The following is a 20,727-nucleotide window of genomic DNA, read 5'->3' as shown; positions in this document are numbered from 1 at the left end:
CACCCCATGCACCGCGAAGACCACTTCCTCATCAGCCGCAAGCCCTACGCCATCAACCTCGCCACCGTCACCGGCACACAGCACGAACGCGGCGACCGCATCGCCTTCAGCGGCACCGCGAACGCCATCTGGTACCGACGCAAAGCAGGCACCACCTACGCCTGCATCGGCTCCCTCATGCTCTTCAACCACTACCTCCCGGCCCGCCTCGACCTCACCGACCCCCACGCACTCCTGTCAGCAGACCTCGACGGCCGATACGGCGGCACCGCCGAAGGCCGATGGGACGGCGAACGGTACTGGGGCGCCCAAAAGCCCGAAGCCATCGCCAAGCACCTCGCAGTGCTCCGACCGGCGCTCGCCGCACTTCCCGCCATCCCCAACAGCTACGACGGCTGGTGGACCTTCCAGACCGCCACCTGACGGCCGACCCGGTTCCGCCCAGCCCTCGCGCCCAGGAAGGACACCCATGACCACCCCGCACACCGCCCCGGAGACCAACCCGCTCCCGCGCCTCGGTTACTGCCCCGGCTGCTCCGAAGAGATCCGCCTCCGCACCGACGGCACCCTCTACCAACACCCCGGCCTCGGACGCCCCCGCTGCCCCGCCGGCCGCCGCCCCGCCGCCCTGCTAGAGCCGACGTTCGTCCGCTGGTTGCACGCCAACGCCCCCCGCCGCGACGTATACACCAATCGGGTCACGCACCTCGCGCAGCACATGTTCCGCAGCTGCACCCAGAGTCCCAACCGGACGCCGGCAGACGTGCCGTGGACGACCGCCGAGGAGCTCCACAAGCACCTGCACCGCATGCAGCTGCGGAGGTGCGGCTACGAGGAGCGTGGCGGGATCGGCGGCGACTACCACGACTGGGTGTGCCGCGACGTCGAGCAGGCCGGTCGCGTGTACGCCGAGCTGCTCGCTGCGGCTGCTGGGAGGGCCGCCTGATGGCTATCGACCGCGACGCCGCCCGCGCCGAGCTGGAGACCGGAATCACCGACCAGAAGTGGGCAGTCGGCCGCGTGCTCTGCCCCGCTGGCGAGCGCTGCACCAGCGGCCCCCTCAACGTCTTCCGACCGCTCAGGGACGGCCGGGTCCCGATGCACCGCGGGTTCCTCGGCGCCGCATGCACGGGCGCCCATCAGAAGCCGACGACACCGCCGCTCCGCCTCCGCACCGCTGACACCACCCAGGAGTCCTGATGCCGACCGTTCCGACCCCGCACGATCACGCACTGCCCGTCGAAACCCTCGACGAGAAGGCCGCACGCCTCAGCGCCGGGCAGCCGATTGTCGTCCCGGTCCGCTACGAGGTCGGCCTGCTGCCCGAGGGCGACGTGAACCGGCGGGCGTTCCTGCTCTACGTCGAGTACCGCGGCGAGGGCCTGTGGTCCGTGCACGACGGCCACGGCCAGTACGACGACGCTGGCGCCTGGCGGGCCGGGCTGCGCCCGTGCACCTGCGACGAGCAGTTCGGCACCCACCGGTTCGCTCTGGACGACGCGCTCGCCCTGGCCGCCGTCCTCGCGCCGAACGTGACGGTCAACGGCCGCACCGCGGCTGAAACGTACCGGGCCCGCAGGGCACGGTGACCACGCAGACGGCCGGCCCCGCGGGCAATGCGGGGCCGGCCAGCGCCAGCACACCACACACCAGGAGCAGCACACCATGACCCTCGCCCCGAACCCCTCCAGCCCCTTCGCCACCGCCGACCCGAACACCCGCCACCTCATCGCCACCGTGCCCCTGTTCGGCCAGCCCCGCCCTGGCGCGCTCGTCCTCGTCGGCTGCGACCACCTCGCCGTCGTCCCCACCGAGCCCCTCACCGAAGCTGACGGGACCCTGCCGGACGGCCTGTGCCCGGCCTGCGTCGCCGCGATGAACGGCGAGGCGGAGAGCCAGGAGCAGCCGGCCGGTGAGTGCCGGGACTGCGGGCTGACGACCCGGCATGACGGGCTGTGCGTGCTGTGCCGGATGGAGGCGCACGACGAGTGGTGGGCGCAGCAGCAGACCGCAACTGGCGGTGCGTGATGCCGGTCCGCCCCGAGAACCGCGACCGCTACCCCGCCAACTGGCCGGAGATCAGCGCCGAAATCCGCTTCGCCCGGGCGCAGGGCCGCTGCGAGTGCCTCGGCGAATGCGGCCGCGGCACCCACGACGGGCGTTGCCCCAACGGCCACGGCAGCCCCGCCTACGGCACCGGCAGCAAGGTCGTCCTCACCACCGCCCACCTCGACCACCAGCCCGAGAACTGCGACGAGGCCAACCTGCGCGCCATGTGCCAGGGCTGCCACCTCCACTACGACCGCCAGCACCACGCCGAAACCCGCGCCGCCACCCGCCGCGCTGCCGCCGAGGCAGTCGGCCAGCTCACCCTGGAGTCCTCGTGACCGCTCACCCGCCCCGCACCCGCTGGTACGTCGAAACCTACGACGACCTCGCCGCCGTCTGGTCCGGCGTCCCGGAGACCGATCGTCAGACCGCCGTCGAGAGGCTCGCCCACCTCAACGCGCAGCACCCGACGTGGAAGGACGGCACGCCCGTCCAGCGCCGCATCGTCCTGGAGACCACCACCTACGAGGACATGTCCACCGACACCCACCTCGCCCGCTTCCCGAAGAGTGGATTCGTCCTCCCCTGCATCGGCGGCCAGGACTTCGCCGCCGTCCCCGACCGCACGCCCGACGGCCGGCCCGCGATCCGCTTCGCCGTCGGCAGCTCCGACACCGGCCACGCCGAGGCCGTCGTCCCACTCGACCTACTGGAGGAGGTCATCGCGGGGCAGCGCGAGATCGCCCGCCAGGCCGGCGGACAGCCGAAGCCCGAGCGGTGCAGCAACCCGAACTGTGCGGGCCTCTGCCCCGCCTGCTACGTCCCGGCCGCCGCCCGAATCGCTGCCGAAGCGCTCCGCCAGGCCGCCCAGTCCACGCGGGACGACTTCGGCCTTGTCACCGGAGGCGCTGGCCCGGCCGCCATCGAGGGGGCCGGAGCATGAGCCAGCAGCCCAAGATCACCCCGCTGTTCGCCGAATGCGCCTCTCCCGAGGCCATCGAGATACAGCTGAAGCAGGCCCGCGCGACGCGTGACCGGTGGGCCCGTCATGCCGACCGCCTCGACCAGCTCCTTGTCACGCGACGCGCGCAGAAGGCCGCCGGAACCTGGCCGCCCCGTAACGAACCCTCGGAGCAGCCGTGCTGACCCTGCTCCTTGCCGCAGCGGCCACCGCCGGCTACCTCACCGGCCGCATCCGCCCCGCACAACGCCTCTCCGACTGGGCCGAACGCCTCCCCTGGCGCCGCCCCGGCTTCTCCCGCCGCGAATGGCGCTGGTGGGCCGTACAGCCCGTCTACGCCTGCCAGATCGCCGTACTCCTCACCATCCACCCGCGCCAGACCATCGAAGCCTGGCAGGAGTGGCGGACCCGCAACGACCCGCGGCCGCCCGCGCCCGTCCCCAGGCTGCGCACCGTCCCGTTGGACGAGCCGTGACCACGTTCCTCATCGCGTTCGCCATGTGGGCCGTCCCCGCGACGGCCCTCCTGGCCCTCCTCGCGGTCGGCCGGCGCCGCCGCGACCGCCAGGCCCAACACGACGCCCGCAACCTCGCAGCACGCCGTGCAGGCCGCCCCGCACCGTCCTGGGCACGCCACACCAACCGCCGAAGGAAACACCGCCGATGACCGAGCCCCGCACCCTCAGCCCCGAAGCCGCCATCGACTGGCTGCTCGAACGCAACGAGCAGCGCCGCACCCGCCTGCTCGCCGCCTGCGCCACGCTGCGCACATCCCAGCAGCGCGCGGCCCGTGCCCGGCAGCGGATCGCGGCCGCCCTCGGGAGCAGCCGATGACTCCCGCCGACGAACTCCGCGCCGCCGCCGACAAGCTGCGCACGCTCTCCACCGAAGCCAGCGAACCGCCCTGGACCGTCAACCAGTGGGGCAACGTCGAGTCCGCCGACTTCGCCGAAGCCGCCGAGGTGTGGCCGCTCCAGGCCAAGCCCGGCGCCAACGCCGACTACATCGCCGCCATGCACCCCGGCGTCGGGGCCGCGCTCGCCGAGCTGCTGGAGGACCACGCCAAGTCCTGCGACGCCGCCGAGATGGCCGCGAACCAGGTGTTCGTCAACGAACCTGCCGAGCGTGAGCGGTTCATCGCCCGGCAGACGAACCCGCGCGCCCTCGCCGTGGCCCGCCAGATCCTCGGGAGCCAACCGTGACCGACCAGCCCGACACCACCCCCAGCGCGCCGCGCAGCCTCGTCCCGGTGACATACACGCTGAAACGGCTCGCCGCCACGATCGAGCAGCTCACCGAAGGCCTGGAGGCACACGTCACTGCTGTCCGACACCACGCCGGCCTCACCGACAGCACCGGGGACGAATGCCCCTGCCCGCCCAACTGCACGTGCTGCCCCGTCGAACCCGCCGACCCCGTCGCCCTCGACGAGCAGCCCGCCTGCTGCGTCTGCGGCGGTGGCCCCGTCGTCTACCGGAACTACCGCGAGCAGCCGTTCTGCTGGCCGTGCGCCGACTGCCAGTGCGCCCAGAACCCTTGCGTCCGGACCGGCGTCAACGATCCCGCCGTCAGTGCGGACGCTGCGGCCGCCGCCGAGCAGCCCGTTCGGCACACCGCCGACACGATCACCGACGACCTGCTCGACGAGCTGTACGCGCGCGCCGAGCAGGCCGAGGCCGAACGCGACAAGGCGTGCACCGCGTTCAACGCCAAGGTCATGCAACTCGAACAGGCCAAGCGGAACCAGCTCGGTGACGCCGAGACGATCAGCTACTGGACCAGCCAGACCACCCTCGCCCGCGACCATTCCTACTGGGCCGACCGCGCCCGTGCTTCCACCATCCTCCAGGCCCGACGCTGGGCCGCCCGCGCCCGGATCGCCGAGGCCACCCTGGAACGCCTCGAAGCCCGCATCGACGCCGTCCTCGAACCCCAGGAGCCCACCCCGTGAGCCCCAACAAGCCTCCCCTGCCCGGCAACCTGGCCCGCCCCTGGCAACGCATCACCATCGACGAAACCGACCCCGACACCGCCTGGATCATCAAGCTCGCCATCAGCGCCGCCGACGGCTGGATGCTCGGCCCCAACGGCCCCCTCAAGAACCCCGCCATGACACTCGCCGACATCAACCGCGGGGCCGTCCGCGAAGGGCTCCTCCAACTGCTGGAGCTCGGCCTCATCGACATCGACACCGACCGCCTACGCGCCGCCTACAGCTTCCCGCTGCGCCGCGACACCGAGGAGCCCTCGTGAGCCTGACCATCGTCATCGTCATCTGCGTCACCGCCGTCCTGATCACCCTGATCTGGGCGAGCACCAAGCAGCAGCCGAAAGGGAAGTAGCCATGGCCAAGTTCAGCGAGGAGCGCCGCGCCGCCATCGCCGCGTGGCTGGAGTCCAACGACATCGACCCCGCCGACGTCCCGCTCGACTCGATGATCGTCGAGGACCGCGACGCCGGAACCATCCGCTACATGGCCTACGTCCGCGAGAACGGCCGTCTCCAGGCCCCTTCGGCCAGCGGCCCACGCGTCATCGCGCTGGACGACCTCGACCTGGCCATTCACGAAGAGCGCGAGGTGCCCCTCATCGTCCCCGCCCCGGACCACTTCCCGGCCTGAGCATGCGCGAGGGGCGCGCCCGTCCGTCCGCCAAGACCGGGCACGCCCCCTGTTCCTCCCAAGGAAGCCCCAGCACGACAACCGGCACGCTCAGCACCGACAAGGGAGCACGATGAAGCGGACACACAAGATCAACCACGGTTGGCAGCGCACAGCCGACCCCATCTCCGAGGCCTACCAGCACGAACTCGACCGAACCGCCGCGAAGGCCGAGACTCGCTGGCGCCAGGCGCAGAAGGCCGTCGAACGCGCTCAGCAGGCGCAGCAGCGCGCCGAGCAGCAGGCCCTCAAGAAGGCCACGCCCCGGACCATCGCGGCCCGCGACGAGGCCCGCCGCCTCGTCCTTCAGCGACTGTCCGAGCTGCGCCAGATCGAAGAGCTGATGCACACGCCCACCTACTCACCGACGACGGCTGTGCACCGCACCGGCCGTCAGGACCGACTCGAAGTCGGCACGTACCGCAAGCCGAAGAAGAACCGGAGGGCAGCATGAGGGGCAAGCACAGCACCGCAGCAGCAACCCGGCGCGACCGCGCCGACCTTGAAGAGCGAGCCGTCAACGCCGAGCGTCGCGCAATACAGGCAGAGGCCGCCCTCGCCGAGCTGCGCGAGACGAGCGAGCGGCGGATGAACAGCCTGCACGGCGACATTGCTCAGCTCCGCAAAGAGAGGGAAGCCGGGGCAGCCCCCGCCCTGGCTCAAGCCGAGGAGCGGATCCGCGCGTTGATGGGCGAGCGTGACGCCGCGCTCGGAAAGGCGAAGAACATCCAGGCGAAGTGGACCCGCTGCGCAACGAACCTTCGTTCCGCCCTGGAGAGCGCCGGGTTCAGCGGCATGGAAGCCACGGAGATCCTGCTGGCCACGATCTCGCCTGACGGGAAGGCTCCAACGGTCGCAGGACGTGATGACAGGGTGCGAGACCCGGAAAGGCTGCGGTCGATTCAGGCCGCGAGGGGACAGAGACACTCGGCGGACCCTCTCGCGAGCATCCGCGTCACTTCCTGAGAACGCGCGAGGGGCGCGCCGCATCTGACCAGGACAGGCGCGCCCCCAGGTGATCTCGATTGTATCGCCCTCTGTATCGCGGGAGCACTCGATGAACACCGCCACCACCCTCCGCACCCTCATCACCCTCTGGCCCGACCTCCACGCCGCCCTCGGCGACCGCCCCATCCACGGCGCCTACGGCCTCGGCCTCCGCGGCTACCTCGCCGCCATCGAAGCCCACGACCCCACCGAAGCCGCCGCCCTCCGCTCCGAAGAACGCGACCCCGCGCAGCTCGGCGACCGGCCCGTCCCCCTCAACCTCGCGATCTACGACACCATGCGCGCGATCGAGGCCGGGCTGGCCCACTGCGCCGAGGTCACCGCGGCCGCCGTACAGATCGAACCCATCCCCCTCCCCGGCCGGGACTGGCCGGCCGCCGACCGGGCCCGCCGCACCGCAGCGTCCCGCGCGGACCTCGCCGACCGGCGACGCTGGCGGTACGGCCGCTCCACCCCGCCCGCCACCTACACCGCCTTGTGGCTCCTCGCCCGCGCCGAGCAGCGCCCCGGCCCGTTCCGACCCCTCACCGCCCCGCAGGCGCAGCACATCCGCACGGTCGCCTACGGTGCGCTGGCCCGCGCGCAGGCCACCCTCGACACCGCCGACGGCCGGCACACCGAGCTCGGCCCGCAGCACCGATGCGCCTGCGGCGGCCTGATCGAGGTGTGGGGCGGCGGCGGAGCAACACCGTGCGCGCGCTGCACCGGCTGCGGGGCGTTGTGGACCGAGACCGGAGTCATCGCGGCCTAACCGCGGCTGCGCCCCAGCCCTCGGAGCCGGGGCGCAGCCGCATCCCCTACCCTCACCCCATGACCGAGCCCATACGCCGCGGCGCCGCGCCCAGCCGATCCCGCCGCGACCGCGCCGTAGCCCTCTCCATCGCGGGCGCCGTCATCATCGGCGTCGGCGGCTTCCTGGCCGGCCGGGCAGCGGACGCCGACGTCAAGGACGAGCGCCCGCAGGACTGCGCGACTACCCGCGCCGCGGGCGAGGACGCAGTCCGGGCTGCGACATCCGCCTCGCCGTCGCCAGGCCGCCCGTCCGCGGGGACAGGCGAATGGTGGGATGTGCCGATTCCGGCATCCACGCCGACGCCCGACCGGCTGAAGCTGCGTGAGTACGTTCACCTAGTGCTACAGAATCCGGGCTGCTTCACCGTGCAGGAGCGGGCGCAGGCGCAGGTGCTGCTCGACCAGCTGAACTCGGCAGGCTAGCGCCGCTCCTCGTCCGGCCCGTCGTACAGTCGGAGGATCCCATTCAAGGATTGAGGCGGGCTGCCTCGCGACACGATCCCGCCCCACCGGACCCCATCGGGGACAGCGCCCGGCGGGGCGGAGGTCTGTCAGGCCTCGGGCGCCGGCTCCGGGTGTCGGACGGCCTTCTTCACCGCGGCCTCGACCTTGTTCCGCGGCTCGCCAGTCTCCTTCGCGTACAGCGTCACGGCCTCCTGCGCCTCGGCCGCCCGGTCCCGCCACGCCTGCCAAGCCTCCGGCGTCGGAGCCTCCAGAACGGCGGCATGCGCCGCGTCCGAGGCGGTCTGGAGTCGGATCAGTTCATCGGCGCGTTCGCCGGTCAGTTCGATTGCCACCGCGCGATCCTACGACCCCTCGCCCGGCTCATCCGCAGGGCCCGCGGTCCACACCTCGGGGCCGCCGCCACGCCACTCGATCGGCGGCCAGTCCGCCTCATCCGCCCAGCCCGCCCGGCGCAGGAACTCCACCACGTCCCCGAGCCCGTACGCGAGGCCGAGGATCGCATCGGTGCCGTGAACGTGGGCGGTCACCCGGCGGCCGCCGGTCGGGGCGACAGGGTGCACGGTGACCTGCGTCTGATCGGCCATGCCTCCAGCCTGCGCGAGCGCGGCTAGTCCAGCACGCCGAGCGCAGTGTCCGGCCGGCAGTGCGTGCACGCCTCGACGCCGTCGGCGAGCGCGCGGCGGGCGGTGTCCCGGTCGGCGGGCAGGCAGCGGGAGCGGGTGTCCCAGCAGCCGCCGACGTGGACCTGCACTGGGGTGCGGCCGACGCCGATGCCGTACTCGATCAGCCAGTCCGGCGGCGCAGGCGGCTCCCGGCGGGCCGCCTCGGCTGCGGCGCGGGCCTGGGCCTGCCGGATGCCGTCCTCGACGCGGGCCAGCTCCAGGCGGAGGTAGGTGGCCAGAGTCTGGAGGCGGGGCAGGTCAGGCGGTAGATCGGACACGTGTTCGAGTCTACGCGGGCGTCGGCAGCACGGAGCCCCCGATCCACCAGGGACCGGGGGCTCCGCCGCGCGCGGCTACTCGGGGGCCGACTCGTCGGCCTTGGGCCGCTTCGTGCCGCGCTTCCCTGTCGCGATCTGCTGCGCTCGGGTCGGGTGCACTCCACCGAGAGCCTCGTCGGCGATCTGTGCCCACGTCTTTCCCTGCGCTTTGAGCGCCAGGACCCGCTGCTGACGGAACTCCCGGAGCTGCGCGTGGTAGTCGGGCCATGCGTCCAGTACGGCCGTGGCCGCGCGCGCCGCTTCGGCGTCGTCCTCGATGGCCTCCAGGGCCTTGATGGCTTCCACCAGGCGCTGCACCTCCTTGGGCTGGTCCGTCATCCGTACTCCCTTCCCTGCGGGAGCGGCTTGCACAACAGGATAGACCCTAGGGTCTTGCATCGCATAGACCCTAGGGTCTACATTGGTTGTGCGAGGCCACCCACCGTGATCTCCAACCGCCCGAGCGTATCCACCCGTCATGGAGGACCCGTGAGCCCGCTCGAACTCCGCTCGAAGATCTCCAACCTGCTCGGCCGTGACTCGGCCAAGTCGGACACCAGCCTCACGATCGAACTCGTCTCGCCGATCCCCGGCCAGCCGGTCGAGTTGGCCATCGAGACCCCCGACCCCTACGGCAAGCCCGGCGCCACCCGCCGCTTCCGCATCGTGATCAACGAGCTGTAGCGAGTCGGCTAGCTCACACGCAGAACGGCCCCGGCCGGAGTTCGCACCTCCGCCGGGGCCTGCCATCCCACCTGCTCTACCAGGAGGAACAGCTATGGCACACCGTACCCAGCTCAGCCAGGCCGAAGAAGCCCTCCGCCAGGTCGACACCGACCCGGCCACGCTCCGCACCCTCATGGAGCGCATCGCCCAGTGGATCAGCTTCGAGAACCCGGGCGCCCCCATCACCCCGCTGGGCATCGACGACCTCGCCGCCCAGCACACGTGGACCCACCTCAAGCGGACCAGCCACCTCGGCCGCGTCGACCGCGCCCGTCACACCGCCCTCCAGGCCGCCCTCATGGCCGCCCTGCCCGGCCCCCGCGACGACGAGCACGACGGCCAGAACCGTCCGGCCGAGACGCGAGGCGAATACGCCCTCCGCATCCGCGCCACCGCCCGCGCCTGACCCTCGACCAGCCGCCCGGCCCTGCCATCTCGGAGCACCCATGAACGTCACCACCAGCCCCACCCGTCGCGATCAGGCCGCCGCTCACGCCAAGGCCGCCGTCGACCTGTACACGGAACTCGCCGCCGAAGCCCGCGCCATCGACGACGAAGCCGAGGCCAAGCTCTGCGACAGGTACGCCGCCGGCTGCCTCCGCCTCCAGCCCACGGCCTGACCATCCGCACCGGCCGGGCCCGCCCCGCGCGAGCCCGGCCCCGGCCGCCCTGAAGCACTCGTGAAGCCCCTCGCCTTCCACGCGATATTCAGCCCGGATGGCGCCTGCCTCGCCATCTTTTCGTCCGGCAACACCGACGCCGAGACCTGGGCCCGCGCCGAGGCCACCCTGGCCGCCGCAGGCGACTGGGCGCCGCCCGGCTCGTACGTGGCCGCGCTCTGCCGACACGCCCTCAGGCCGAAGCGTCAGTGCCCCACCTGCCAGTAGGACCGACCGCCCACAACGCCCCGGAGCACCCCGTGCGCTTCCGCACCAAGACCAGCGCAGCACCCCGCACCCGCGGCCCCCGACCGCCCGCCATCCTCTACGGCGCCGCGGCCCTCGCCGGCCTCTCCCTCATCTGGTCCGGCTACGCCATCACCGACCTCATGCACTCCGGCTGGTTCGGCCTCTCCGTCGCCATCGCCGGCGACATCGGCTGGATCACCGTGCTGTGGGCCGAGTACCGCGGCATCACCGTCCAGATCAAGGACAAGGACTACAGCGCCGCCCCGGCCGGCTGGGCCATCGCCCTCGGCGTCGCCGCGCTCCTCGCCCTCCACGGCCACGACGTCGGCAGCACCGGCCAGATGTACGCAGGCCCGTTCGTCGTCCTCGTCGGCAAGATCGTGTGGACGTTCGCACTCGCCTCCCTCCGCGACCCGGCCGCGCTCACCCCGGAGCAGGAGGCTGAGATCGCATCCGTGATCCGCGACAGCGAGTACGAGGCGCGGCTCCACGCCGCGCAGCTCGGCCAGCTCGACCGGGCCGCCGACGCAGCCATCGCCCGTATCCGCGCGGAGGCCCGCATCACCCGCGCCCGAGACCAGACCGACGCAGAGATCGTGCTGGAGCGGATCGAGCAGCGCCGCGCAATCGAACGCAACACCCCGATCGCGATCACGGCGAGCAGCAGCGAGCCCCCGACCGAGCCGCTCGCGAGCCCTTCGATTCCGCTCGCGAGCGAGTCGATCGCACCGCACGGCGCCCCCGCCCTGACCAGGGCGATCGCCGATCGCGAGCAGCCGAGCATCGCCGATCTCGCCCGCGATCAAGTCGCGATCACCCCCGACAACCCGACCGCAGTCCGAGCCGTGCTCGCGCTCCGGCCGGACGCCCACGAGCCCTCCGTCGCCGCCGCCGTGCGAAAGGCTCGGAGCAAGATGACCGGAGGCTACAACTGATGATCACGCCCACGCTCGGCGCCGTCCTCTTCGGCCTGATCTTCCTCATCTGGGAAATCGCCATCTGGTACCCCGGGCTTAAGCCCCTCCAGTCGTCACCGCTGCCCCACCTCGGCGACCTCCTCCCCTTCCTCTTCTGCTGGGCCATCGGCGCCCTCACCGTCATGGTCGTTGGCGGCATCGTCGGCTTCCTCGGCGACTTCGCCCTCTGGGGCCTCGGCACCTTCGGTGACGGAATCCTCATCTACGGCGTCGGCGCCAAGACCGGCACCGCACCCGGCTCGACCAGCGCCCCCCTCACCGAGGGCGGACTGTTCATGACCGCGCTCATCCTCGCCGCGTTCATCGCCCGCCGCCGGCGCGGCGCCACCGGATCGAAGTGGCGCGGGTGGCTGTCCGGGATCGGCCTCGGCCTGACCGGCAGCATCGCCCGCTACGCGGCCGTCCCGCTCGCCTCCGGAGCGAACCTGGCCGGGGCCTGGCTCACCGGGATGATCTCGTGACCGCCGACGAGCCACACCCGGCCGAGGAGCAGCGTGACGGCCGGGTCGCGGGCGGCTGCGTCCTCGCCGTCGCCCTCGCCGCGGGCGGAACAATCGCCTACGCCGTCCCGGAGTCCGCCTACTTCGTGGCCGGTCTGCTGGCCACCCGCGCGGCCCATAAGGCCCAGGGCCTCGCAGCCCGGTTCCGCCGCCCTGACGACGAGCCAGAGCCCGAGCCGGTGGAGGTGGACATCGTCGCCAAGCTCCAAAGCCTCGCCGAGGGTGGCGAGCACGTCCGCCTTACCCAGCTTCAGGAGGCGACCGGACTCCCGGACACCGGCGCCGTCCGCGCGCTCCTCGACGAGGCCGGCGTCCGGGTCCGGTCCGGGGTTCGCGCGGGCGGCAAGAACGGGCCCGGCGTGCACCACGAGGATGTGCCGCCCCTTCCCGGCGCCGGGAACGGCGCCCCTTCTGGGGGTTGTTTGTGCAGCTCAGCGGCCAACACCAACGCCAACAACGGCCCCTCTCGGGAGCCCGGAGAGGGGTTGCGTGTAGAGCGCATCGGCCAGAGCGGCAGCGTCATCCGGGTCCCGGGCGAGCGCCGCGCGTACACCGTCTGAACCCCGGGGCGGCCGCCGCCTGGCAGCTACCGGCCGCCCCGAGCACCCCGTCACCTCACAAGAGACAGGACCACCATCATGAACCACCCCTTCCAGACCACCATCTCCGAGGAGGAGCTGATCCGCCGGCACAACGAGACGGTCGCCGCGCAGCGCGCCGCCGAGCAGGCCCGGCAGACCCCATCTCAGCCCGCGCCGCAGGAGGGATGATGGGCGGCATGGACGACCCCGTGCAGTTCCTCCGCGCCCGCCTCGCCGAGGAGGCCGAGCGCGCACAGCTCGCGCTCCGGCAGGACGACCCCGAACACGGTTGGGCCGCGTACCGGCCAGACGGCCAGCAACACACGACGATCGTTCCGCACGTTGGAATGATCCACGAGGCCATCCAGGCTGAGCACATCGTGCGGTGGAACCCGGCGCGCGTCCTCGCCGAGGTCGACGCCAAGCGGCGGATCGTAGACACCTGTGAGGAGGCACTAGCCGACGACAACGGGATGTACTTCACCGGCTGGGCTCATGGGCTCGGCCGCGCCGTCTGTTTGCTTGCCCTTCCGTACGCCGACCACCCGGACTACCGCGAGGAGTGGCGCCCGACCGACTGAGTTCAGCCACGCGCGAGGGGTGTTGTTCCAGCCACCTCGGGCGTAGCGTGAGCACCGCGCCCTCCGAGGCACGGTGGCTGCACTCCCCAAGGTGATGTCACCCCGAAGAGCCCCGCCCGTAGGCCCACTACGGCGGGGCTCTTCTGCATCCCGCCACCCGCGCGAGGCCCCGCCGCGTCACAGACCGGTCACAGCCACCACACAGCCGATCAGATCCCGACAGCATGGCCCGATGCGCACACACCACGCCCTCGCCATCCTCACCACAACCGCCGCCCTAGCCGTCACCGCCTGCGGGCCCGCCGACATCAAGACCAAGCCCGACGCGGCCCCCGTCGCCAGTGCGCCCGCCAGCGCCCCGGCCGGCAGCAGCTCCGCCCCGGCGCAGCAGACCGCCACCATCGGCAGCACCCTCACCCTCAAGGGCAACGGCGACGGCGAGCAGATCGCCGTCACGGTGAAGAAGTGGGTGGACCCCGCCACCTCAAAGGACGAGTACACGAAGCCCCAGGACGGGTCCAAGTACGTCGCCGCGCAGCTCGAACTCGTCAACACCGGCACCGTCCCGTACGACGACTCCCCGTCCAACGGGGCCAAGGTCGCCGACGCCGAAGGCCAGCAGTTCAACTCCACGATGACGATGGGCATCACAGCCGGCCCTGAGCTTCCCAGCGGCGTGAAGATCGCCCCTGGCGGCAAGGCCTTGGGATACATCGTGTTCGAGGTTCCGAAGGAGTCGAAGGTGGCCCTGCTGCACTTCAGCCTGAACTCCGGGTTCGCCTCGCAGACCGGGCAGTGGACCGTCCAGTAGCCGACGGCCGCGACGAACCTTGTGCATCGAGTTGCAGAACGACCCCACGGGAGGGGTGATCCCACCCTCAATCCCGTTGCGGGGTGGGATACTTGAGGCACAAGACAGACCCCGGCGGGTGCTGGTAACACCCCCGGGGCATGGCCGACGCTTCAGAGGAGCGACGACGTGTACGAGGATATCTGTGTCCCGCTGGGCTGCCACAACCCGTTCCACGAACACCACAACGACTCGCGGCTCTCGCGACTGGTGGACCCCCAGGACCCAGCCTTCGACAGCATCCTCCAGGTGCTCTCAGACATGGCGGCAGCGGCCGTCGACTTCACCCCTGAAATCGTGGAAGCGGCGGTGAAGGCTGGACAGGCGCGCCACGCCCGCAAGCAGCCCACACCCACCCTGGCTGCCGCGCCCCGACAGAAGCTGCCCACTGGGCCGGTCGTCTACTACGTGCGCCGTGGCAACCTGATCAAGATCGGGACCACGACCCGACTGCACCGCCGCATGAACGAGCTGATGCCTGACGAGATCCTCGCCGTCGAACCCGGCGGCGAGGCGCTGGAGCACGCACGCCACGAGGAGTTCCGCGAGCTGGCGCTGACCTCGCGAGGCGAGTACTTCTTCCCCAGCCCGGCCCTCATCGCCCACCTCGAAAGGGTCCGCTCGGAACACGGCGCCCCTCCGGCGGGTCTCCCCTGTCTTCGCGAGGGCTCCCGGCGTTGGGCGCTTGCTAGTACGCAACGTCTCGTCTAGAGTCAGAGGCGGTTCCGGCGTGCCCGGACACAGAAACCCTGTCAGCCCCGCCACCGCGCGGGGCTGACGCATGTCACAGGCACGTCACGCTCCCTCGCTCCCGACAGTCGGAGCCCGCCATGCCCTGACCACCAGACCCCCGCCGCCCGGCCGGACTCCCGCACCCCCATGCGGTAGAGCCCCTGGCGGCGGGCCCCTCTTCCCCGGAGGTGACCGGATGAGCAACGGCATTTCCGACCCCATCACCCAGGCCGAGCTCGACGAGATCCGCCGGCTCCACGGCGACGGCCTCGGCCGCAACGAGATCGCCAGGAGGATCGGCCGCGGCTCCCGCACCGTCTCCGTCCACTGCGCCCGCATGGGCCTCGAATTCGACGTCACCCTGACCGAGGCCGCCACCGCGCACCGCACAGCCCAGCTCGCCGAGAAACGCGCGATCCTCGCCGACGCACTCACCGACGACGCACTCCGCCTCTCCGCGCAGGTCTGGGAACCGACGACGATGCACTCCTTCGGCGGGAAGGACCACACCTACAACTTCAAGGAGCTCGACGAGCCGCTGGCCGCCGACAAGCGCTCTCTCATGTCGGCCGCCACCGCCGCCGCCGCTCAGTCGCTACGGCTGGTACCGCCGGCGAGCGACGCGGGCGTCGAGCACGGCATCTCGATGGTCGGCCAGATCCTCACCGGCCTCACTGCCATTCACCGCGCGCACCAGGTCGAGCAGGAGCAACCCGAGGGGGACGGTGATGCTCAGTGACGTCCCTCTCCCTCTGTCCTCCCGGCAGGTAGCCAGCGTCGTCGAGGCGCAGGATGCCCCCATCGCGTTGTGGTCCGGGGCTGTCTCGTCCGGGAAGACGATCGCCAGCCTGCTGGCCTTCCTGATCCGGCTGACGGTCGCCCCGGACATCGGGCTCATCCTGATCGTGGGCCGGACCCTTCAGACGATCGAGCGGAACCTGCTCGACCCTCTCCAGTCCACTCAGTTGTTTGGGCCGCTCGCCCAGCACGTGCACCACACCCCCGGCTCGACCACCGCCGTTATCCTCGGCCGTACCGTGCACCTCGTCGGCGCGTCCGACGCCCGCGCGGAGGGCCGGATCCGCGGCGCCACGATCGCGCTCGCCTACGTCGACGAGGCGACGCTCCTGCCGCAGACGTTCTGGCTGATGCTCCTGTCCCGTCTCCGGGTCGGGAACCAGTCCCGGCTGCTGGCCACCACGAACCCGGACGGCCCGTACCACTGGCTGTACCGCGACTTCATCCTCCGGGCCGCCGAGGTTGGCCTGACGAACTGGCACTTCACCCTCGACGACAACCCGTCCATGGACCCTGCCGTCGTCGCCCGCCTGAAGAAGCAGTACGTCGGCCTGTGGTACCGGCGGTTCATCCTCGGTGAGTGGTGCCTGGCCAGCGGCGCCGTCTACGACATGTTCGACGGGGAGAAGCACGTCGTCGACGTCATGCCGGTCATGAAGCGGTGGACGGCAGTCGGGATCGACTACGGCACCGTCAACGCGTTCTCAGCCGTGCTCATCGGGCATGGTGACGACGATCGGTTGTACGTCGCCTCCGAGTACCGGCACGACTCCCGGATCGCCGGCCGCCAGCTCACGGACGCCGAGTACTCCCGTGACGTCCGGAACTGGCTCGCGAACATCCGCCCGCGCGGGCAGGGCAGCACCCAGGCCGTGCAACCGCAGTGGATCTTTGTGGATCCCAGCGCGGCCAGCTTCATGAACCAACTCTGGAGCGACCAAGTCCCCGGCATCGCCCCCGCGGTGAACGACGTCCTCGACGGCATCCGGTCCGTCAGCGTTGCCCTCGGCTCCGGGCTGCTCCGCTTCCACCGCTCCTGCGCCGGCCTCCTCGGCGAGCTGCCCACCTACGCGTGGGACGAGCGGGCGGCCGAGCGCGGCGAGGACAAGCCGGTGAAGGCCAACGACCACAGCGCGGATGCCCTCCGCTATGCCCTGCACTCCACAGCCCACGAATGGCGCGGCCTGATCCGTCCGACCCTGGAGGTGGCAGCGTGAGCCGACCCAACGCCGAACAGGCCCTCGACAACGCCGCCCGCCTCCTCGAAGCCGCCGAGCTGGAGATGACGAACCTGCCGGTCATGGAGCGCTACGACGAACTCGCCATGTCCTGGCTGCACTACGCCGGCCTCGTCGTCGAGGTGGACCGAACCTGATGGCCGAGACCCGACAGTTGGAGGTGCCCGATGCCGCTCCCCGATAAGGGCACCCCGTGGCCGCCCGTCGACCCGGCAATCCGCTGCGACATGGAGGACTGGTCCGCCTGGTACTCCGCGAACCCGGACCGACTCACCTACCGGTACACAAACCGGCACCGCGACAACTCCCGCTATGGCGCACCCCTCAACCGGCCCAGCCAGTACCGCGGCGGGCTCGTCGGCGCCGTGTCCCGGTTCTTCTGGGGCGAGCCGACCCCGCTCGGAGAGAAGCGCGCCAAGCTTCACATGCCGCTCGCCCGCGACCTCGCGCGCACCTCCAGCGACCTCCTGTTCTCCGAACCCCCGAAGCTGATCACCCAGGACACCGCCACCCGTGAGCGCCTCGAAGACCTCATGGAGACCGGGCTCCGCCGCACCCTCATCGCCCAGGGCGAGGCCTCCGCCGCGCTCGGCGGCGCCTACCTGCGCGCCGTCTGGGACCTAGAGATCAGCGACCGGCCGTGGGCCTCCATGGTCCGGGCCGACGGCGCAGCACCCACGTTCGTCCACGAGCGGCTCCGGGCCGTGACGTACTGGACCGTTCTCGGCGTCGACGGCCAGAAGGTGATCAGGCACCTGGAGCGCCACGAGCCCGGCGTCATCCTCCACGGCGTCTACGAGGGCACGGAGGACAACCTCGGCAAGCCGATCGACCTGGGTTCCTTCGAGGCGACGAAACGGTTCCTGCCAGTGCAGGAGCTGCCCATCGGGAAGCGCCTGGCCACCACATACATCCCGAACACCATGACCGCCCCGGACTGGCACGACCTGCCGGGCGCCGCCGGCCTCGGCACGTCCGACTTTCAGGGCTGCGAACCGATGCTCAGCGCGATCGACGAGACGTACACGAGTTGGATGCGCGACGTCCGCCTCGCCCGCTCCCGCATCCTCGTCCCGTCCGGCTACCTCCAGTCCAACGGCGCCGGGCGCGGCGTCTCGTTCGAGGACCGCGAGGTCTTCAGCGAGATGAACATCCCGCCCACGTCGGATCATCAGATCACGATGAACCAGTTCAAGATCAGGCACGTCGAGCACCGCGAGACGATCGCGGACCTGTTCGCCCGGGTCATCCACACTGCCGGCTACTCGGGCGGGACTTTCGGCGACGACAGCGGCGGCCCTGCGGTCACCGCGACGGAGATCAAGGCCCGCAACGCGCGCAGCATGAGCACCCGGGCCCGGAAGGCGGAGTTGGAGGCCGTGGGGATCGCCGACATCGCGGAGATCATCCTCATGTTGGAGGACTCGAACCTGTTCCCCGGCGTGCCGTCGGTGCCGGTCGAGCGGCCGCAGGTGATCTTTGCGGACTCGATCCAGGACGACATCAAGGTCTTGGCGGAGTCCGCCGAGTTGTTCCGCCGCGCGGAGGCCGCGTCCACGGAGACGCTCGTCGCGCTGGTCAACCCGGATCGTGACGCGGAGTGGCAGGCCGAGGAGGTCCGCCGGATCATGCGCGAGTCCGGCCGGGACGTCGCCGACCCGACGGCTGTCGGCGCCGAGTAGCCGTGGGGAGGCGGACCGATGCCCGTCTCCCCCGCCATGGCCGAGGACCTCGCCGCCGCCGTCACCATGCTGTACGAGGACGCCGAGATTGCCCTCATCGAGATCCTCCGGAAGGCCCTCGCCGAGGGCATCGACAGCCCCCGCTGGGCCGAGATCAAGCTCCGCAGCATCGGTGACCTCCGTCAAGCCGTCGAGACCGTCGCCAACGCCCTCCAGGACGACGCGAACGGTGCCGTTGCCGAGGCCCTCGCCACGGCCTACGGGCGCGGCAGGCAGGCCGCGGTGGCCGAGCTCGGCGCCCTCGACATAGGCCGGGAGCTACAGGCCCGCCGGGTCCTGCCGGGCGCCGCATCCGTGGACCGGCTCGCCGCCTCGTACGCGCGCGACACCCGCCCCCTGTACCAGCGCATCACCCGCGCCGTGGTGGACACCTACCGCAACATCACCACCCGGGCCGCCGGAACGCAGCTCCTCACCGGCATGACCCGCCGCGATGCCTCGCAGCAGGCCCTCAATGAGTTTGCCCGGCGCGGGGTCACCGGGTTCGTCGACTCCCGCGGCCACGCTTGGGAACTCGCCGCTTACGCCGAGATGGCTGTCCGGTCGGTGACCGCCCGCGCCGCCATCGATGGACACATCGACGCGATGGCGGAGGTGGGGCAGGGCCTCGTGATCGTGTCCGACGCCCCGCTGGAGTGTCCGCTCTGCCGCCCGTGGGAGGGCGAGGTGCTGGCCCTGACCGGGCCGCCCGGGCCCCGCACGGTGCGCACTGAGCACGCGATCCAGCCGACGGGCCTGCGCTCGGTGTTCCGGCCGCCGACGACAGTGGCGGTCCACATCGCCGGGACGCTGCCGGAGGCCAGGTCGAAGGGGCTGTTTCACCCGAATTGCAGGCACTCTCTCGGCCTGTATCTGCCTGGTGTGACGACCCGGCCGCCGCAGCACCCCACTCCGGGTACCACGTACGAGGACACGCAGCGGCAGCGGGCGATCGAGCGGCACATCCGCCGCTGGAAGAGGGCCGAGGCCGCCGCGATGGACGAGAAGGCCCGCACGAAGGCGTCCGCGAAGGTCCGCGAGTGGCAGAAGGCCGCCCGCGAGCACGTGGCCGCGCACGAGCACATCGTCCGCAAGCCCGCGCGCGAGCAGATCGGCCACGCGCATTAAGCCCCGAGGTTACGGATGGCTTCCTGCCGGAACTGATCGAAGTAGGCATCCCAGCTGAGGCCGCGCCTACTCGCGTCGTTCTCCATCAGGAAGCCGATGAGCTGGGACATCACAACCGCGACGTCATCCGAATCGGATCGGCGCCGCCACTCAGCCACCCAAGCCTCCGGACCGTCATTGCGTATCAGCTCGGCCAAGTGCAGCGCCGCCATCACGCGCGTCATCGCTGGGTTCTCCATTCGCGAACTCTACGAGCACTGCCACGCCGACACCAGAGCTTCCCGGCACCCGCCGCACGGCACCGCCGGATGATCCCGAAACGGGAGCCCACCATGCAGCACGTCCCTTTCCGACACCCCCTCGCCTCGCACCCTGCCGGCGCGATCCTCGGCCACCGCACGGACGGCCGACCGATCTACGCCATCGCGGGTGGCAGCAACGAGGGCACCGCCGACTCCGGCGGCACGCCGCCCGCCGCTGACACCGGCACCCCGCCCGCAACGCCCCCGGCCGCCCCTCCGGCCGCCGCCCCGAACAGTGACGGAACGGACTGGAAGGCCGAAGCCCGCAAGTGGGAGCAGCGCGCCAAGGAGAACAAGACCGCCGCCGAGCAGGGCAGGACGGCGGCCGAAGAGCTCGCCAAGCTGCGCGAGCAGAGCATGACCGAGCAGGAAAAGGCGGTCTCCGCAGCCGAGAAGAAAGGCCGCGCGGCGGCTGAAGCCGAGCGGGATCAGGCCCTCGCGGAACGCGACGCCAAGATTCGGAAGCTCGCCATCAGAGACGCGATCCGCGAGCGAGCCGACAAGGGAGGCGCGGCGGCCAAGAGCCTGATCGACTCCGTCAGCTTCAACGAAGCCATCGCCGAACTTGACCCCTCCGTGAAGGGCTTCACCACCGCCCTCGACGACGCCATCAAGGCCGCAGTCAAGGACAACCCGGCGCTCGCCGCCACCCCCGTCGCCCCGGCCTCCGGCGGTGACCTGTCCGGCGGTACCGGCGAGGCCTCGGCCCGCCAGCGCCCCACCTCACTCTCCGCCGCCGTGCGCGGCAGCTTCGGCACGTAACCACAGGAGGA

General features: G+C 71.3%; 40 protein-coding genes. 35 read left to right on the top strand and 5 right to left on the bottom strand.

Going from position 1 to position 20,727, the window contains the following annotated elements:
• Positions 1-6: 6 nt before the first annotated feature.
• The 19 genes from KO717_RS34675 to KO717_RS34585 all read left to right on the top strand — a co-directional run bounded on the left by KO717_RS34675 (position 7) and on the right by KO717_RS34585 (position 7,891).
• Complete coding sequence (locus KO717_RS34675) at positions 7-423, top strand: hypothetical protein (RefSeq protein WP_301373554.1); 417 nt, start codon at positions 7-9, stop codon at positions 421-423.
• 46 nt (positions 424-469) lie between these two features.
• Positions 470-946, top strand: a complete 477-nt coding sequence (locus tag KO717_RS34670) for a hypothetical protein (protein WP_301373552.1) — start codon at positions 470-472, stop codon at positions 944-946.
• Positions 946-1,200, top strand: a complete 255-nt coding sequence (locus KO717_RS34665; protein WP_301373550.1) for a hypothetical protein — start codon at positions 946-948, stop codon at positions 1,198-1,200. The genes KO717_RS34670 and KO717_RS34665 overlap by 1 nt, the downstream gene beginning before the upstream one ends.
• Positions 1,200-1,589: a hypothetical protein gene (locus KO717_RS34660; protein WP_301373548.1), complete on the top strand. Its 390-nt coding sequence runs from the start codon at positions 1,200-1,202 to the stop codon at positions 1,587-1,589. Before KO717_RS34665 ends, KO717_RS34660 begins: the two co-directional genes overlap by 1 nt.
• A gap of 76 nt (positions 1,590-1,665) precedes the next feature.
• Entirely contained in the window at positions 1,666-2,028 is a 363-nt protein-coding gene (locus KO717_RS34655; protein WP_301373546.1) for a hypothetical protein, read from the top strand.
• Entirely contained in the window at positions 1,992-2,387 is a 396-nt protein-coding gene (locus KO717_RS34650; RefSeq protein WP_301373544.1) for a hypothetical protein, read from the top strand. Before KO717_RS34655 ends, KO717_RS34650 begins: the two co-directional genes overlap by 37 nt.
• Positions 2,384-2,992 carry a hypothetical protein gene (locus tag KO717_RS34645; protein ID WP_301373542.1) on the top strand — a complete coding sequence of 203 codons (609 nt, stop codon included), beginning with the start codon at positions 2,384-2,386 and terminating at the stop codon, positions 2,990-2,992. The genes KO717_RS34650 and KO717_RS34645 overlap by 4 nt, the downstream gene beginning before the upstream one ends.
• Positions 2,989-3,195 carry a hypothetical protein gene (locus KO717_RS34640; RefSeq protein ID WP_301373540.1) on the top strand — a complete coding sequence of 69 codons (207 nt, stop codon included), beginning with the start codon at positions 2,989-2,991 and terminating at the stop codon, positions 3,193-3,195. Before KO717_RS34645 ends, KO717_RS34640 begins: the two co-directional genes overlap by 4 nt.
• Positions 3,189-3,485, top strand: coding sequence for a hypothetical protein (locus tag KO717_RS34635; protein WP_301373538.1), 297 nt, complete (start codon positions 3,189-3,191; stop codon positions 3,483-3,485). Before KO717_RS34640 ends, KO717_RS34635 begins: the two co-directional genes overlap by 7 nt.
• Positions 3,482-3,676, top strand: a complete 195-nt coding sequence (locus KO717_RS34630) for a hypothetical protein (RefSeq protein ID WP_301373536.1) — start codon at positions 3,482-3,484, stop codon at positions 3,674-3,676. Before KO717_RS34635 ends, KO717_RS34630 begins: the two co-directional genes overlap by 4 nt.
• Positions 3,673-3,843, top strand: a complete 171-nt coding sequence (locus KO717_RS34625; protein WP_301373534.1) for a hypothetical protein — start codon at positions 3,673-3,675, stop codon at positions 3,841-3,843. Before KO717_RS34630 ends, KO717_RS34625 begins: the two co-directional genes overlap by 4 nt.
• Positions 3,840-4,211, top strand: coding sequence for a hypothetical protein (locus KO717_RS34620; protein WP_301373532.1), 372 nt, complete (start codon positions 3,840-3,842; stop codon positions 4,209-4,211). The genes KO717_RS34625 and KO717_RS34620 overlap by 4 nt, the downstream gene beginning before the upstream one ends.
• The gene (locus tag KO717_RS34615) at positions 4,208-4,960 is read left to right on the top strand and encodes a hypothetical protein (RefSeq protein ID WP_301373530.1); all 753 of its coding nucleotides are present in this window, start codon (positions 4,208-4,210) and stop codon (positions 4,958-4,960) included. Before KO717_RS34620 ends, KO717_RS34615 begins: the two co-directional genes overlap by 4 nt.
• A complete protein-coding gene (locus tag KO717_RS34610; protein WP_301373529.1) occupies positions 4,957-5,262 on the top strand; it encodes a hypothetical protein in 306 nt (101 codons plus the stop codon). The genes KO717_RS34615 and KO717_RS34610 overlap by 4 nt, the downstream gene beginning before the upstream one ends.
• A 91-nt stretch (positions 5,263-5,353) precedes the next feature.
• Complete coding sequence (locus tag KO717_RS34605; RefSeq protein WP_301373528.1) at positions 5,354-5,629, top strand: hypothetical protein; 276 nt, start codon at positions 5,354-5,356, stop codon at positions 5,627-5,629.
• A 112-nt stretch (positions 5,630-5,741) separates the two neighbouring features.
• Positions 5,742-6,122 carry a hypothetical protein gene (locus KO717_RS34600; RefSeq protein ID WP_301373526.1) on the top strand — a complete coding sequence of 127 codons (381 nt, stop codon included), beginning with the start codon at positions 5,742-5,744 and terminating at the stop codon, positions 6,120-6,122.
• Positions 6,119-6,634, top strand: a complete 516-nt coding sequence (locus KO717_RS34595; RefSeq protein WP_301373525.1) for a hypothetical protein — start codon at positions 6,119-6,121, stop codon at positions 6,632-6,634. Before KO717_RS34600 ends, KO717_RS34595 begins: the two co-directional genes overlap by 4 nt.
• A 91-nt stretch (positions 6,635-6,725) precedes the next feature.
• Entirely contained in the window at positions 6,726-7,427 is a 702-nt protein-coding gene (locus KO717_RS34590; protein WP_301373523.1) for a hypothetical protein, read from the top strand.
• A gap of 59 nt (positions 7,428-7,486) precedes the next feature.
• A complete protein-coding gene (locus tag KO717_RS34585) occupies positions 7,487-7,891 on the top strand; it encodes a hypothetical protein (protein WP_301373521.1) in 405 nt (134 codons plus the stop codon).
• Positions 7,892-8,019: 128 nt separating this feature from the next.
• Here the strand turns inward: KO717_RS34585 and KO717_RS34580 are convergent, their stop codons facing one another.
• The 4 genes from KO717_RS34580 to KO717_RS34565 all read right to left on the bottom strand — a co-directional run bounded on the left by KO717_RS34580 (position 8,020) and on the right by KO717_RS34565 (position 9,251).
• The gene (locus KO717_RS34580; RefSeq protein WP_301373519.1) at positions 8,020-8,265 is read right to left on the bottom strand and encodes a hypothetical protein; all 246 of its coding nucleotides are present in this window, start codon (positions 8,263-8,265) and stop codon (positions 8,020-8,022) included.
• Positions 8,266-8,274: 9 nt separating this feature from the next.
• The gene (locus tag KO717_RS34575; RefSeq protein ID WP_301373517.1) at positions 8,275-8,517 is read right to left on the bottom strand and encodes a hypothetical protein; all 243 of its coding nucleotides are present in this window, start codon (positions 8,515-8,517) and stop codon (positions 8,275-8,277) included.
• Positions 8,518-8,540: 23 nt separating this feature from the next.
• Positions 8,541-8,873 (bottom strand): DUF6233 domain-containing protein, encoded by a 333-nt coding sequence (locus KO717_RS34570; protein WP_301373515.1) that lies wholly within the window; start codon positions 8,871-8,873, stop codon positions 8,541-8,543.
• 75 nt (positions 8,874-8,948) lie between these two features.
• A complete protein-coding gene (locus KO717_RS34565; protein WP_301373513.1) occupies positions 8,949-9,251 on the bottom strand; it encodes a hypothetical protein in 303 nt (100 codons plus the stop codon).
• 150 nt (positions 9,252-9,401) lie between these two features.
• On the opposite strand from KO717_RS34565, the gene KO717_RS34560 reads away from it, so the two are divergent.
• The 15 genes from KO717_RS34560 to KO717_RS34490 all read left to right on the top strand — a co-directional run bounded on the left by KO717_RS34560 (position 9,402) and on the right by KO717_RS34490 (position 19,652).
• Positions 9,402-9,596 carry a hypothetical protein gene (locus KO717_RS34560; protein WP_301373511.1) on the top strand — a complete coding sequence of 65 codons (195 nt, stop codon included), beginning with the start codon at positions 9,402-9,404 and terminating at the stop codon, positions 9,594-9,596.
• A 94-nt stretch (positions 9,597-9,690) separates the two neighbouring features.
• On the top strand, positions 9,691-10,044 hold the full coding sequence (locus KO717_RS34555; protein ID WP_301373510.1) for a hypothetical protein: 354 nt from the start codon (positions 9,691-9,693) through the stop codon (positions 10,042-10,044).
• Positions 10,045-10,084: 40 nt separating this feature from the next.
• Positions 10,085-10,258, top strand: a complete 174-nt coding sequence (locus KO717_RS34550; protein ID WP_301373509.1) for a hypothetical protein — start codon at positions 10,085-10,087, stop codon at positions 10,256-10,258.
• A gap of 299 nt (positions 10,259-10,557) precedes the next feature.
• Positions 10,558-11,481 (top strand): hypothetical protein, encoded by a 924-nt coding sequence (locus KO717_RS34545; RefSeq protein WP_301373507.1) that lies wholly within the window; start codon positions 10,558-10,560, stop codon positions 11,479-11,481.
• On the top strand, positions 11,481-11,984 hold the full coding sequence (locus tag KO717_RS34540) for a hypothetical protein (protein WP_301373506.1): 504 nt from the start codon (positions 11,481-11,483) through the stop codon (positions 11,982-11,984). Before KO717_RS34545 ends, KO717_RS34540 begins: the two co-directional genes overlap by 1 nt.
• The gene (locus tag KO717_RS34535; protein WP_301373505.1) at positions 11,981-12,583 is read left to right on the top strand and encodes a hypothetical protein; all 603 of its coding nucleotides are present in this window, start codon (positions 11,981-11,983) and stop codon (positions 12,581-12,583) included. The genes KO717_RS34540 and KO717_RS34535 overlap by 4 nt, the downstream gene beginning before the upstream one ends.
• Positions 12,584-12,661: 78 nt before the next feature.
• Positions 12,662-12,793: a hypothetical protein gene (locus KO717_RS34530; RefSeq protein WP_301373503.1), complete on the top strand. Its 132-nt coding sequence runs from the start codon at positions 12,662-12,664 to the stop codon at positions 12,791-12,793.
• An 8-nt stretch (positions 12,794-12,801) separates the two neighbouring features.
• The gene (locus tag KO717_RS34525) at positions 12,802-13,185 is read left to right on the top strand and encodes a DUF6221 family protein (RefSeq protein ID WP_301373502.1); all 384 of its coding nucleotides are present in this window, start codon (positions 12,802-12,804) and stop codon (positions 13,183-13,185) included.
• Between the two features lie 232 nt (positions 13,186-13,417).
• On the top strand, positions 13,418-13,996 hold the full coding sequence (locus KO717_RS34520) for a DUF4352 domain-containing protein (protein WP_301373500.1): 579 nt from the start codon (positions 13,418-13,420) through the stop codon (positions 13,994-13,996).
• A gap of 168 nt (positions 13,997-14,164) precedes the next feature.
• Positions 14,165-14,746, top strand: coding sequence for a GIY-YIG nuclease family protein (locus KO717_RS34515; protein ID WP_301373498.1), 582 nt, complete (start codon positions 14,165-14,167; stop codon positions 14,744-14,746).
• 217 nt (positions 14,747-14,963) lie between these two features.
• Positions 14,964-15,506, top strand: coding sequence for a hypothetical protein (locus KO717_RS34510; RefSeq protein WP_301373496.1), 543 nt, complete (start codon positions 14,964-14,966; stop codon positions 15,504-15,506).
• Positions 15,496-16,782, top strand: a complete 1,287-nt coding sequence (locus KO717_RS34505) for a PBSX family phage terminase large subunit (protein ID WP_301373494.1) — start codon at positions 15,496-15,498, stop codon at positions 16,780-16,782. The genes KO717_RS34510 and KO717_RS34505 overlap by 11 nt, the downstream gene beginning before the upstream one ends.
• The gene (locus KO717_RS34500; protein ID WP_301373492.1) at positions 16,779-16,940 is read left to right on the top strand and encodes a hypothetical protein; all 162 of its coding nucleotides are present in this window, start codon (positions 16,779-16,781) and stop codon (positions 16,938-16,940) included. Before KO717_RS34505 ends, KO717_RS34500 begins: the two co-directional genes overlap by 4 nt.
• A gap of 30 nt (positions 16,941-16,970) precedes the next feature.
• Positions 16,971-18,485, top strand: coding sequence for a capsid protein (locus KO717_RS34495; protein ID WP_301373490.1), 1,515 nt, complete (start codon positions 16,971-16,973; stop codon positions 18,483-18,485).
• 18 nt (positions 18,486-18,503) lie between these two features.
• Positions 18,504-19,652: a phage minor capsid protein gene (locus KO717_RS34490; RefSeq protein WP_301373488.1), complete on the top strand. Its 1,149-nt coding sequence runs from the start codon at positions 18,504-18,506 to the stop codon at positions 19,650-19,652.
• Here KO717_RS34490 and KO717_RS34485 read toward each other — a convergent pair.
• Positions 19,649-19,891 (bottom strand): hypothetical protein, encoded by a 243-nt coding sequence (locus KO717_RS34485; protein ID WP_301373486.1) that lies wholly within the window; start codon positions 19,889-19,891, stop codon positions 19,649-19,651. The genes KO717_RS34490 and KO717_RS34485 overlap by 4 nt on opposite strands.
• A gap of 93 nt (positions 19,892-19,984) precedes the next feature.
• Between KO717_RS34485 and KO717_RS34480 the strand changes: the two genes are divergently transcribed.
• On the top strand, positions 19,985-20,716 hold the full coding sequence (locus tag KO717_RS34480) for a hypothetical protein (RefSeq protein WP_301373485.1): 732 nt from the start codon (positions 19,985-19,987) through the stop codon (positions 20,714-20,716).
• Positions 20,717-20,727 lie beyond the last annotated feature (11 nt).

It is taken from the genome of Streptomyces xanthophaeus (assembly GCF_030440515.1).
Classification (GTDB): Bacteria; Actinomycetota; Actinomycetes; order Streptomycetales; family Streptomycetaceae; genus Streptomyces; species Streptomyces kutzneri.
Note: the sequence above shows the minus strand (reverse complement) of the source record. Positions and strands in the feature narration are given on the sequence as shown.

Coding starts and splice junctions, on each gene's coding strand:
- KO717_RS34675 (WP_301373554.1), top strand. CDS start 7: ATGCACCGCGAAGACCACTTCCTCATCAGCCGCAAGCCCTACGCCATC.
- KO717_RS34670 (WP_301373552.1), top strand. CDS start 470: ATGACCACCCCGCACACCGCCCCGGAGACCAACCCGCTCCCGCGCCTC.
- KO717_RS34665 (WP_301373550.1), top strand. CDS start 946: ATGGCTATCGACCGCGACGCCGCCCGCGCCGAGCTGGAGACCGGAATC.
- KO717_RS34660 (WP_301373548.1), top strand. CDS start 1,200: ATGCCGACCGTTCCGACCCCGCACGATCACGCACTGCCCGTCGAAACC.
- KO717_RS34655 (WP_301373546.1), top strand. CDS start 1,666: ATGACCCTCGCCCCGAACCCCTCCAGCCCCTTCGCCACCGCCGACCCG.
- KO717_RS34640 (WP_301373540.1), top strand. CDS start 2,989: ATGAGCCAGCAGCCCAAGATCACCCCGCTGTTCGCCGAATGCGCCTCT.
- KO717_RS34625 (WP_301373534.1), top strand. CDS start 3,673: ATGACCGAGCCCCGCACCCTCAGCCCCGAAGCCGCCATCGACTGGCTG.
- KO717_RS34620 (WP_301373532.1), top strand. CDS start 3,840: ATGACTCCCGCCGACGAACTCCGCGCCGCCGCCGACAAGCTGCGCACG.
- KO717_RS34605 (WP_301373528.1), top strand. CDS start 5,354: ATGGCCAAGTTCAGCGAGGAGCGCCGCGCCGCCATCGCCGCGTGGCTG.
- KO717_RS34600 (WP_301373526.1), top strand. CDS start 5,742: ATGAAGCGGACACACAAGATCAACCACGGTTGGCAGCGCACAGCCGAC.
- KO717_RS34595 (WP_301373525.1), top strand. CDS start 6,119: ATGAGGGGCAAGCACAGCACCGCAGCAGCAACCCGGCGCGACCGCGCC.
- KO717_RS34590 (WP_301373523.1), top strand. CDS start 6,726: ATGAACACCGCCACCACCCTCCGCACCCTCATCACCCTCTGGCCCGAC.
- KO717_RS34585 (WP_301373521.1), top strand. CDS start 7,487: ATGACCGAGCCCATACGCCGCGGCGCCGCGCCCAGCCGATCCCGCCGC.
- KO717_RS34575 (WP_301373517.1), bottom strand. CDS start 8,517: ATGGCCGATCAGACGCAGGTCACCGTGCACCCTGTCGCCCCGACCGGC.
- KO717_RS34565 (WP_301373513.1), bottom strand. CDS start 9,251: ATGACGGACCAGCCCAAGGAGGTGCAGCGCCTGGTGGAAGCCATCAAG.
- KO717_RS34555 (WP_301373510.1), top strand. CDS start 9,691: ATGGCACACCGTACCCAGCTCAGCCAGGCCGAAGAAGCCCTCCGCCAG.
- KO717_RS34550 (WP_301373509.1), top strand. CDS start 10,085: ATGAACGTCACCACCAGCCCCACCCGTCGCGATCAGGCCGCCGCTCAC.
- KO717_RS34540 (WP_301373506.1), top strand. CDS start 11,481: ATGATCACGCCCACGCTCGGCGCCGTCCTCTTCGGCCTGATCTTCCTC.
- KO717_RS34530 (WP_301373503.1), top strand. CDS start 12,662: ATGAACCACCCCTTCCAGACCACCATCTCCGAGGAGGAGCTGATCCGC.
- KO717_RS34525 (WP_301373502.1), top strand. CDS start 12,802: ATGGACGACCCCGTGCAGTTCCTCCGCGCCCGCCTCGCCGAGGAGGCC.
- KO717_RS34520 (WP_301373500.1), top strand. CDS start 13,418: ATGCGCACACACCACGCCCTCGCCATCCTCACCACAACCGCCGCCCTA.
- KO717_RS34510 (WP_301373496.1), top strand. CDS start 14,964: ATGAGCAACGGCATTTCCGACCCCATCACCCAGGCCGAGCTCGACGAG.
- KO717_RS34505 (WP_301373494.1), top strand. CDS start 15,496: ATGCTCAGTGACGTCCCTCTCCCTCTGTCCTCCCGGCAGGTAGCCAGC.
- KO717_RS34495 (WP_301373490.1), top strand. CDS start 16,971: ATGCCGCTCCCCGATAAGGGCACCCCGTGGCCGCCCGTCGACCCGGCA.
- KO717_RS34490 (WP_301373488.1), top strand. CDS start 18,504: ATGCCCGTCTCCCCCGCCATGGCCGAGGACCTCGCCGCCGCCGTCACC.
- KO717_RS34485 (WP_301373486.1), bottom strand. CDS start 19,891: ATGGAGAACCCAGCGATGACGCGCGTGATGGCGGCGCTGCACTTGGCC.
- KO717_RS34480 (WP_301373485.1), top strand. CDS start 19,985: ATGCAGCACGTCCCTTTCCGACACCCCCTCGCCTCGCACCCTGCCGGC.